The organism is Aestuariivirga sp., assembly GCF_044238155.1.
Taxonomy (GTDB): domain Bacteria; phylum Pseudomonadota; class Alphaproteobacteria; order Rhizobiales; family Aestuariivirgaceae; genus Aestuariivirga.
Genome location: NZ_JBIIDX010000126.1, coordinates 1 through 10,292 on the forward strand (window position 1 = coordinate 1; position 10,292 = coordinate 10,292).

General features: G+C 55.0%; 10 protein-coding genes. 3 read left to right on the forward strand and 7 right to left on the reverse strand.

Going from position 1 to position 10,292, the window contains the following annotated elements; all coding sequences use genetic code 11:
- From ACILRN_RS12770 to ACILRN_RS12780, 3 genes are all read right to left on the reverse strand, one after another.
- Positions 1-469: ABC transporter permease (locus tag ACILRN_RS12770; RefSeq protein ID WP_395688850.1), on the reverse strand; the 469-nt coding region annotated here is incomplete at its 3' end.
- The gene (locus ACILRN_RS12775; RefSeq protein WP_395688868.1) at positions 466-1,431 is read right to left on the reverse strand and encodes an ABC transporter permease; all 966 of its coding nucleotides are present in this window, start codon (positions 1,429-1,431) and stop codon (positions 466-468) included. The genes ACILRN_RS12770 and ACILRN_RS12775, both read right to left, overlap by 4 nt.
- Before the next feature lie 5 nt (positions 1,432-1,436).
- Entirely contained in the window at positions 1,437-2,984 is a 1,548-nt protein-coding gene (locus ACILRN_RS12780; RefSeq protein WP_395688852.1) for a sugar ABC transporter ATP-binding protein, read from the reverse strand.
- 200 nt (positions 2,985-3,184) lie between these two features.
- Between ACILRN_RS12780 and ACILRN_RS12785 the strand changes: the two genes are divergently transcribed.
- Complete coding sequence (locus ACILRN_RS12785; protein ID WP_395688854.1) at positions 3,185-3,970, forward strand: DeoR/GlpR family DNA-binding transcription regulator; 786 nt, start codon at positions 3,185-3,187, stop codon at positions 3,968-3,970.
- 13 nt (positions 3,971-3,983) lie between these two features.
- Positions 3,984-6,008 (forward strand): hypothetical protein, encoded by a 2,025-nt coding sequence (locus ACILRN_RS12790; protein ID WP_395688856.1) that lies wholly within the window; start codon positions 3,984-3,986, stop codon positions 6,006-6,008.
- Here the strand turns inward: ACILRN_RS12790 and ACILRN_RS12795 are convergent, their stop codons facing one another.
- Genes ACILRN_RS12795 through ACILRN_RS12810 form a run of 4 tightly spaced genes read right to left on the reverse strand, consistent with a single transcriptional unit; the run spans position 6,009 to position 9,814 of the window.
- Positions 6,009-6,467, reverse strand: a complete 459-nt coding sequence (locus ACILRN_RS12795; protein ID WP_395688858.1) for a DUF3833 family protein — start codon at positions 6,465-6,467, stop codon at positions 6,009-6,011.
- A gap of 32 nt (positions 6,468-6,499) precedes the next feature.
- The gene (locus tag ACILRN_RS12800) at positions 6,500-7,696 is read right to left on the reverse strand and encodes a class I SAM-dependent methyltransferase (RefSeq protein WP_395688860.1); all 1,197 of its coding nucleotides are present in this window, start codon (positions 7,694-7,696) and stop codon (positions 6,500-6,502) included.
- Positions 7,693-8,538: a DUF1365 domain-containing protein gene (locus ACILRN_RS12805; RefSeq protein WP_395688862.1), complete on the reverse strand. Its 846-nt coding sequence runs from the start codon at positions 8,536-8,538 to the stop codon at positions 7,693-7,695. Before ACILRN_RS12805 ends, ACILRN_RS12800 begins: the two co-directional genes overlap by 4 nt.
- Positions 8,468-9,814 carry an NAD(P)/FAD-dependent oxidoreductase gene (locus tag ACILRN_RS12810; RefSeq protein ID WP_395688864.1) on the reverse strand — a complete coding sequence of 449 codons (1,347 nt, stop codon included), beginning with the start codon at positions 9,812-9,814 and terminating at the stop codon, positions 8,468-8,470. The genes ACILRN_RS12805 and ACILRN_RS12810 overlap by 71 nt, the downstream gene beginning before the upstream one ends.
- Before the next feature lie 108 nt (positions 9,815-9,922).
- On the opposite strand from ACILRN_RS12810, the gene ACILRN_RS12815 reads away from it, so the two are divergent.
- Positions 9,923-10,292, forward strand: a 370-nt coding sequence (locus tag ACILRN_RS12815; protein WP_395688866.1) for a sigma-70 family RNA polymerase sigma factor, incomplete at its 3' end; no start/stop codon positions are given.

Below are 10,292 nucleotides of genomic sequence, written 5' to 3' on the forward strand. Positions count from 1 at the left end.
CTTCTCCCTGACCTAGGAAAAAGAACCATTCGGGATATCCCCGCACCGATCGGGCCTCGCTGATTCCCTCTGCCAGGCCACGATAGAGTGCCAATGTCGCAAGCGTGGCGATCAGTGGCGGAACGCCAAAGCGGGTGATGATGAATCCGTTGATCCATCCGGCCAGCGTGCCACAGGCAATGGCCAGCACAATTGCTGCTGGCAAAGGCAGGCCCAGATTCTTCCAGAATACGCCAAGTAGAATAGCTGTCAGACCAAGAATAGAACCTACCGAGAGGTCGATACCACCAGTCACAATTACGAACGTCATGGCAAGCGCCACAAGGCCCACCTCGGCCATCAAGCGGCCCTGGTTAAGAAGGTTTTCAGCCGTAAAGAACTTGTCAGAAAAGGATGCGAGTACAATCAGTGCAATCACTGTCAAGACAGCAAGAACTGTTTCATGTCGGAGTAGAGCCGTCGTTGTCATGACGCTCTCCTGCGGCGCGCCATATCCGCAAGAACCGTTGCGAGGATCAGCAGACCAAGGACCGCGCGGAGCCAGTAGGCGGAGACATTGAGGAATATGAGTGCTGAGCCGATACAGGCGAATAGAATGGCTGCAAGCGTCGAGCCGATGACTGTGCCGGTACCTCCCAGGATGGATACGCCGCCAATCACCGAAGCAGTGATCACCGTCAGCTCCAGATTAGGCGGCACCGTGGATTGGATAACCTGCAATTGCGTCGCAAAGAGAAGTCCAGCGATACCGGCAAACAGTCCATGCAGCATAAAGAGGCCGACAACGGTGCGCTCTGGATTTATTCCAGCTGCACGGGCCGCTTCCATGTTGCCACCGACGGCATAAATTGATCGTCCAAAGTCGGTATAGCGCATAAAGAGAGCTGCAGCAGCCGTCAGAACGATCATGAAATAGACAGCCGAGGGAATACCGAATGGCCGCATCTGTGCAATCATGAATTCTGGGGGGAGATCGCTGATCCATTCACCTGCAGTGATGCTGATCAGCCCACCCTTCAGGATAGACAGCATGCCGAGCGTGACTACGATCGATGGGATCCGCGTGTAGGCCACCAGCGCCCCCACGCCACCATTTACAGCTATGGAAAACAGTATTGGGATGCCCCATGCGATCCACACGGGGTAGCCGTTGACAGCAAGTGAGCCGGCTATCGTGGCGATAACACCAATCAGTGCCCCTACGGATACATCGATATGGCCGGCAATGATGATCATCGACATGCCGATTGCGGCTATGGCGATGTAGGCGTTACCAGCGAATATCGAGTTTATGTTGGTGTCGGACAGAAATCGAGGGTTTATCAGGCCGACAATTACGAAGAGTGCCACAATCGAGAGCAGAACTACAATTTCCTGACCATAGCCGCTAACAAACCTATGCAGCAGTGATCGGCCGGGATGTGTCTCCATCGCCGTCATGTTGCCTGACCTGTCTCTAGGCTACGTGTCATCGCAGTGCCGACAACTTCCGCCGTAGCCTGTGACTTTTCGAATTCACTGATGATACGGCCGGCATTCATGACGATTACGCGATCACTCATACCAAGTACTTCAGGCAATTCGCTCGAAATCATGAGAATTGCCATGCCTTCGCCTGTCAACTGTCGCATCAGCTGGTGAATTTCAGCCTTTGCACCAACATCGATACCACGCGTTGGTTCATCCATGATGAGAATCCTGGGTCTTGTCGCAAGCCACTTGCCAAGCACTACCTTCTGCTGGTTGCCGCCAGAAAGTTGCCTTACCAGTTGATCGGGCCCCCGGGCACGTATGCCAAACTGTGCAATGGCTCGCCTTGCCTCCTCGATAACCCGTTTCATATCTACGAGAAGACCGCGTGTCAGTCGTTGCAGATTGGCAAGCGCAATGTTTTCGGCAATCGACTGTGTGCGGATGAGCCCTTGCTGTCCACGGTCTTCAGGTATGTACGCTATGCCAAGGTTGCGGGCATCTTCGGGGGATCTGACATTGACAGATCTGCCGTCAATCAGGATATCACCCTCTGTAGCAGGGGTAATGCCAAAAATGGTCAGGGCCGTTTCCGTCCGCCCTGAGCCAACCAGCCCTGCAAGCCCAAGAATCTCACCGCGACGAAGAGTGAACGAAATATTCTGCACGACGGATCGGTAGGACACGTTACGAAGCTGGAGGATTGTATCTCCATCGATACCCTGCTTTGCCGGATAAAGTCGATCAATTGATCGTCCTACCATCATGGAAACAAGGGTTGTCTCGTCAACGTCGCAAACAGGGCGCGTCGCCACATGTTTCCCGTCTCGCAGGACTGTTACACGGTCTGCCAGCGCAAAAATCTCTGGCATGCGGTGACTGACATATACAATCGCAACACCGCGCTGACACAGATTACGAACAATACCCATGAGGCGCTGTACATCGTGCTCGGCAAGTGCCGCGGTTGGCTCGTCCATGATCAGGACGCGGGCCTCTTGTGCAAGCGCACGTGCAATTTCTATGCGCTGTCGGTTTCCTACAGAGAGTGCGGCGACCTTCTGGTCTATATCGAGGTCGCCGCTGTCGAGCGATTCGAGCAAGCTTCGTGCCCGCCGTCGCATGGTTGACCAATCAATTGCTCCGAGTGGTGTTTTCGGGGTTTGACCAAGAAAAATGTTTTCCGCCACTGTCAGTTCTGGAAAGAGAAGAAGTTCCTGATGAACCGTTGCAATTCCTGCCGCATGGGCGTCGCGGGGTGATGAGAATCTTACAGATTTGCCATTGATCAGGATCTGGCCGTCATCTGGCTGGTGCAGGCCTGCCATCATCTTGATCAGGGTTGATTTTCCTGCACCATTCTCCCCCATGAGGGCGTGCACCTCGCCGGGGCGGATGCTGAAACTGACATCGCTGACCACCTTGATGCCCGCGAAGGATTTTGAGACAGCGCGCAACTCGACCGGCAGTCCGTCACTTTCTGTCGTAACGTCATCGGTCCGCTGGCGCTGCATTCCGCCTGTTACCTTTCCCAAGCCGTCATCTGCAGTCAGGCCGTTTCCGTGTCGGTTTGTCCGGGTGGTTTACATCGGCCCGTTGGTGAGTAATAACAAACATTCGTGATCAAAAAACGTCAAGTGAGTTAGTTTGGGCGTCTTAAGTGATTTTTGCGCTGCACAAATGATTGTTCTCAATCACGGTTGAGCCGGGCATCATGACTGAAACGGAACGTCACAGAGTCATGCTGGAAGTGCTGAAGGACCGTCCTTTCGCCACTGTCCGCGACTTGCAGGCAGTTATTGATGCCTCACCGGCCACGATCCGTCGGGATATAGCAAAACTTCACGCTACGGGTTCCGTGCGCAAGGTCTTTGGAGGGATCGCAGCCGCCGAGGCCGCGAACCCCTTTGACCGCGTAACAGCACGACCGTTCACTGAAAACCAAATGCTAGGGGTAGCGGCAAAGAAAGCGATTGCGCTGGAGGCTGCGGCGCTTGTCCACGATGGTGACGCACTCATCATTCACGGCGGTTCAACCTGCTATCTCTTCGCCCTGCTGCTGGCTGAACGAAACGTTCGCATCTTCACAAATTCGATGCCTCTTGCTGCCACTCTCTGGCAGAACGGCACTTGTCATCTGTCACTTGCAGGAGGTGAACTGTATCGTGAACCTGGTATCCTCTTTTCTCCCCAATCCAGCCGACCAGAATTTTTTGCTTCAAAGTTCTTTCTCGGTGCACAGGCAATCACCCCCAACGGCATGCATGAATCTCATCCACTTGTCGTCCGCGAGACTGAACAGCTCTTGCAGCGAGCCGATGAAGTGATCGTCCTTGCTGACAGTCGAAAATTTGGTGTACGTGCAAGAAATCCTATGATGCCCCTGTCTCGAGTTGGAACGCTTATCACCGATGATGGTATCACCGATTCGAACCATCGCATGCTGATCGATGCTGGCATTCGTGTGATTATCGCCAAGCCAGTACCAGATGCGTCCTAGGGATTGCCTAAACTTGGCCGTGATTCCATTGAAACTCCGTCCTATGCTCAGACCTTTACTGTTTATTGCGCTCTTTTTTTCCCTCCATGCTGCTGAAACACAGGCTCAGACCCTTACGGCGAGCCAATTCAGGATTGAATGGCAGGTCATCAACCGGTTTCGGCTGTTTTCAAATGAAAAATCGTTCAAGCTTCACGAAAATGCGTGGCGCCAATACCAGCTACACGCCGATCAACAGGGTCTCAGTTCGAGCGAGCGTGATCTTCTCATCGCACGCACATCCGTGCTTGGATCCGAACATGTTTTGAATGATCGCTTCATTGCGTTCAGCAACATTCTTCGCAAGAACTTTGATTGGCGTGGATGGGCGGCCAGTATTCATGATGAATTGTGCTACAATTCCCGAAAGAGGCGCTATTCGTCATGCGGCTCACTTGAAGATTACCTGCTTCCGACTTCTCATGGCATTGAACTGTGGCTATCCAGTTCGGGTGGTATCCTGCCTGCTGGAGCGGAGTGTGAGTGGCGCATTGATGGTACGCTTGTAACTCAAGCGCCTTGCTCAACGCGCGTATCTGGCAAAAACATTGACCTGCCCTATCCTGGTGGGGCTGAAATTGCTGTGAATCTCAAGGGTGAAACACCCATTTTCCTCAAGGCTCAGGTCAAAGACTTGTTGATTGCCGGACTTGGAGACAGTTTTGCTTCTGGAGAAGGAAATCCAAATATTCCCGTCGCATTTGATGAAGGCCGCCGCTTCCGAAACTTCTATCCTGAAAGACGGATGAACGACGCAAGAGGCGATGCTGCCTGGACGGACACGTTGTGTCACCGATCCCTCTATGGAGCGCAGCTCCGGGCTGCACTCCAGATTGCCATTGAAAATCCGCAGGTATCGGTCACCTTTCTGGACTACTCGTGTTCCGGCGCTGGCATAGATGCAGGGATCCTGAAGCCACAAACCTATGTCGAGCGCCAATCGGTAAATGAGCGTGGCCAATCCCTCACGCCCCCCTATATCTCGGGTGGTGAAGAAGATGGGCAACTCTTCAAGCTGGTTCACGATCTTTGCCGGGTTGACCCCGAAACGAAGGCAGGCGTGCCGCTTTGTCCAGATCGGAACTTTCGCCGGCCGCTCGATTTCCTCTTTCTCACGGTCGGTGGCAACGACATCGGCTTTTCCAATATCGTCGCCTGGGCCTCGCTGCGGGAGGGCGCATCATCGAAGGTAGCCGCATTTTTTGGCGCTACGGTGAGCGCCGAGGAATTTTCAAGGCGCATGCGTGATGTGCTGCCGGTGTCTTATGCAAAACTTGCTGCTGCCTTCGAAGCCAGTTTGCCCTTGATGTCTGCGAGCGATGGTGTGTTTGATCCTTCGCGTGTTGTTCTATCCGCCTATCCTGATCTTGTTACAGACGAGACTGGCGGAATCTGCATGGCAGCGCCGGGGGATACTGATGAGGAAGATCGCTATCCGGCGAATCAGTCGCTGGACATGTTCTCTTCATGGTTGACGGCACGGGCGTCGCGTCTTGCGGACGTGAGATCACAGTTTTCTTCGCTCTACCGCCGCATGCGAGATCTCGCGGGAGATCATGGCTGGAACTTTGCCGGGAGCATCTATAGCGACCGCATGTTTGATGGCCATGGTTTCTGCGCGCAGGACCTGCGACGCATCGGCGATCCCGCAGAGCAGCTTATGATCCCGTGCTTCGGTAGCGCCACACGCGATACCGAGACGTGCCAAATGACTTTATCCGGAGAGCCTGGAAAATGGCGCCCCTATGATCCATCAAGCCAGAATTATCCCTTTGTGTTGCGCCAACGCTGGGTTCGCACTTTCAACGACGCCTATATGGTGGTTAATCAAAAGGTAAAGGATCGTTCGGGCCGCATTGACGAAGAGGTTTCATCCGCTGTGTTTTCCGAAACAACCGGCGCCCTCCATCCAACGGCTGAAGGCCATGCGGTACTGGCCGACAGCCTGATGCTGACCTTGCGTCCAATACTCTATACCATGATCTACGGAGAACGTTGATCAGGCTTTCCTGAAGGCAATCAGCACCTGCCCGACACGAATACCCAACTTGCGAACGGTCGACCGGTTGAGAACAAGACCCCCGCCACCGTCATAGAAAGCATCATCAAAGTCCATTGAAATCAAACGACTTCCAACCTTGATGCGCAGCGTGGATCGAAGATAGGCGCAGCCGTCAGATATATGACCATGCGCCTCGCCGACGGCGTCCGCACAGGTGCCTGTGAACGTCAAACTGGTTTTCGGTACCAGCGTCCAACACCTCTGCTGGCGTTCACCGTCATCAAACAGGAAATCCTCATCAACCACCATTGCGCCGGCTTCCCACCGCCCCGTCATTTCGACGGCAAACCGGCGTTTGATGCGGCCGCCACGGTCCTCAAATACGCCATGCGCCAGCGTATGGCCCTCAAAATAGGCCAGAAGATCAAATCGGGCAGAATCGTTTTTCTTCAGCATGAGGGGCAATACGGCCCGTTTGCCTCAGCCGATCACCCCTTGCGCAGGAAACGATAGATCCCGACGTCGATTGAACCCTCGGAAAAGCCTGCCTCACAATACGAAAGATAGTAGTGCCAGCGCTTGCGGAACCTTTCGTCGAAGCCGAGCTGTGCCACCCCGGCCCAGGCCGCCTCAAACCGATCGCGCCAGATTGCCAGCGTTTGGGCATAATCCTGGCCGAAGGTCTTTATCACCTCAAAGCCAAGACCAGCCTCCGCCGCTTGCTCTGACAGGATTTTCTTGGTGGGCAACATTCCTCCCGGAAAGATATATCGCTGGATGAAATCTGCCTTGCGTCGGTAACCCTCAAACAGGCGTTCATCAATTGTAATGGCCTGAACCGCAGCCCTGCCGCCGGGACGCAACCGGTCATGCAGGACGCGGAAATAAGTAGGCCAGTTGGCTGCGCCAACGGCCTCGATCATCTCGATGGAGGCGATGGCATCGAACTGCTCCTGAGTGTCTCTGTAATCCTGGAAACGGACCTCTGCCTGGCCCTTAAGGCGCCGCCTTGCATAGTCGAGCTGTTCTTGCGAAATTGTCAGGCCCGTCAAGTGGTGACCATGCTGTGCGGCGGTCTCCAGAAAGCCTCCCCAGCCACAACCGATCTCGAGTATCTCCGAGGGACGGTCCAGGCTCAGTGCACCAAGTACCAGATCGTATTTCGCAGTCTGCGCAGCCTCGAGCGTCTCTGCGCCCTTGCCAAAGTAAGCGGATGAGTAACTCATGGTGCGGTCTAGCCACAGGGCATAAAATTCGTTGCCAAGGTCGTAGTGAGCACTGATATTGCGACGCGCACCCGTCTTGGTGTTGGGTCGCAGCATGTGAAACAGCCGGTCGACTGGGCTCTTCGAGAAGACCGGCCGTGCGGCATCGTTCAGTGCCGGCCGGTTTTGAAGGTAGAAACGTAGAACGGCTGTAACGTTGCTACTGTCAACATCCCCCGCCATGAAGCTCTCGGCAAAGCCTAATGCGCCACGGCGCATTGCCGCCCAGACTGGTCGATAATTGCGCAGCTGAAGGTCACAATCCACTCCGGGTTTCGTGTATCCGATCCGGTGCTGGCGTCCTGACGGAAGAGTGAGCGTAAGGCCTCCAGCCAGATCCTTCGGCAATAGCTTTCGCCCAATTGATCCGATCAGATGTCCAACAAGACCGTCTCGGGCATGGATCGTATCAGCTGTCATGGTTCAGAACCGGCTTTTGGAAGAAAATCGACTGTGTTGTTAGGCACTCGTGGGCGTGGTTTCAGCCGTAATCCTTTCCACAAAAGACGCATGGCTTGCAAGTGGATCGCGCCAATGACCTTGAGAGTGAGAAACGGCACTTCCAGGAAGGCCTTCAGCAAGTTCGAGTCAGAAAGCGTCCGGCGCATCCCGCTCACATAGGCGTTCAGGATCGGTGTTCCGTTGGCGGATAGTGATACACCCAGTGCCATTCGGCCCGCCGGCGCGGTGAAGTGGAATTTATACTGCCCCTCGACAGCGTTGAAAGGTGAAACAAAAAAGTGCTTAGGAGCTGATTGGGCAAAGCCTTCAGCCACCGGGATGACGTAGGAGTGTCGGCCTCCAAACGTGTTGTTCACCTCGTAAATCATGAGACGGAGATGGTCTTTTGCGTCATAAGCATAGTAGACAGTAAGCGGGTTGAAGACATAACCGAGCACGCGCGGGTAGCAGAACATGAAGATTTTCGAGATTTCGGTGCCTGCCGTCGTGTTGCGGACCAGATCCCAGACATGCTGACGGATTGGTGTTCCGTCCCCTGGTCCGTGGTTGTAATCGCTCAATGAGAACAGATTGAACCGATTATAGCTGAACAACCACAGCCGACCTGCACACGCCTCGAGGTCATCGATGTCCATGAACACGTTGAAGACCCTGTAGCGCAGCTCGTGGCGTATCGGGTTGAGCCGCTTGTGCACCACCTCGCCAAAGTAGAGGCAGGTTTCGGGCATTTTATTCGGCAGCTGCCTGAATATGGGGTGTTTCAGGCTGCCGCGAGGACAGGTGGATCCTGCCTGACTCATTGGCAACCGACCAGGGCCGCCTCACACCCCCCAGATGCTCGGCTGCAGCCAGTCCGGACTGAATGCCATCTTCATGAAAGCCCGAGCCAAAATAGGCTCCACAGAACCACGTATTGCGAGTCCCCTGGATCCTCCAAAGCTGTCTTTGGGCGTCCATTGCAGCCGGGTCAAAGATGGGGTGTGAGTAATCAAATTCCGCCAACACCTGGGCGAGATCAGGCTCGCGCAGCGGATTGAGGCTCACGAACAGTGGTGCCTTGACTGGAAGCGGCTGCAAGCTGTTCATCCAGTAGGTCACGGCACTGCTGCTTGTCTGGTGCGGTGGCAGGGACGCAAGATAATTCCAGCTTGACCACAGGCTCTGGCGGCGCGGCATCAGGCGATCATCGCGATGCAGGATCGCACGGTTCTTTGAATATCTGAAAGAGGAAAGCAGCCGGCGCTCGTCTGGGGTCGGATCGGACAGCATTGCCAGAGCCTGGTCAGCGTGGGTCGCTATGACCACGTCATCGTATGTCTGCTCCTCGCCGCTTATTGTGCGGAGCTGAACTCCACTCGCTGTACGGCGAATGGCCGTAATGGGCGTTCTCAGCCGTGTTTCGAAAAGCCCGTCCTGGATAAGCCGCGCGACATACTCCCGAGCGCCACCCCGCACCGTTCGCCAGTGTGGGCGGTTTCTGATCCTCAGCAGGCCATGATTGTCGAAAAACCGGAGAAAGGCGCGGGCCGGATAGTCCCGCATGTCGCCAGGAGCTGCAGACCAGATTGCACCGGCCATCGGCAACAGATGCCTGTCCATGAAATAATCCGAATAACCCTCGGTCTCGAGAAATTCAGCGATGGTCACATTATCCGGAAGGGTGGGAAGCTTGCGCAGGGTCGTTCGGAAGAAGCGCGGAATATCGCGCATCAGTCGCAGGTGGCCCCAGTTGAGCAAATTGCCTGGCTGGCCAATAAGCTGGGTGAGGGACGAGCCCGCATATTCATAGGCCCCATCGCCCATCGACACCGAAAAACTCATGTTTGACGCTGCGGTTGGAACGTCTAACTGATTGAAAAGAGCCGTAAGATTTGGATAGGCGGGCGGATTGTAGACGATAAAGCCCGTATCGACGGCAACGTCCACACCATCGATCTCACAATCGACCGTATTGGAGTGCCCGCCCGGACGGGCATCGGACTCAATCAGCGTAACGCGATGCCGTTTTGACAGCAGCCAAGCGGCAGAAAGCCCAGATATGCCAGATCCGACAACAGCGACATGACGTGGTTTCACGGGACCTTTTCCGCATTTTTACGAACCTACGACTTCCTTTCCGGCACGGATCATGTGATCCACCTGACAGAGGAAAGCGTAAACCCTGCATAACAGAGGAAATGTGCTATGTATGCCGTCATGGACTCGGCAAACAAGCGGCAGGACGTTGAGAAACAGCGCCTGGAGGTACAGTTTCGCAACCTGATCGTGCAGGTGGCGCAACGGCAGGACCGACAGGCCTTCGCGGTGCTTTTCGATCATTTCGCCCCGCGACTCAAGAGCTTTATGATGCGCAAGAATACCTCGGCGGAGCTTGCTGAGGACCTTGTGCAGGAAGCCATGATTGCGGTCTGGACCAAGGCCGGCCTCTACGAGCCGTCCAAGGGTTCAGTCACGACCTGGGTTTTCACCATTGCCCGCAACCTGCGCATTGACCGGGCAAGACGCGATGTACACATGCCGACGACCGAACTGGGCGATTACGACGAGCCCTCGG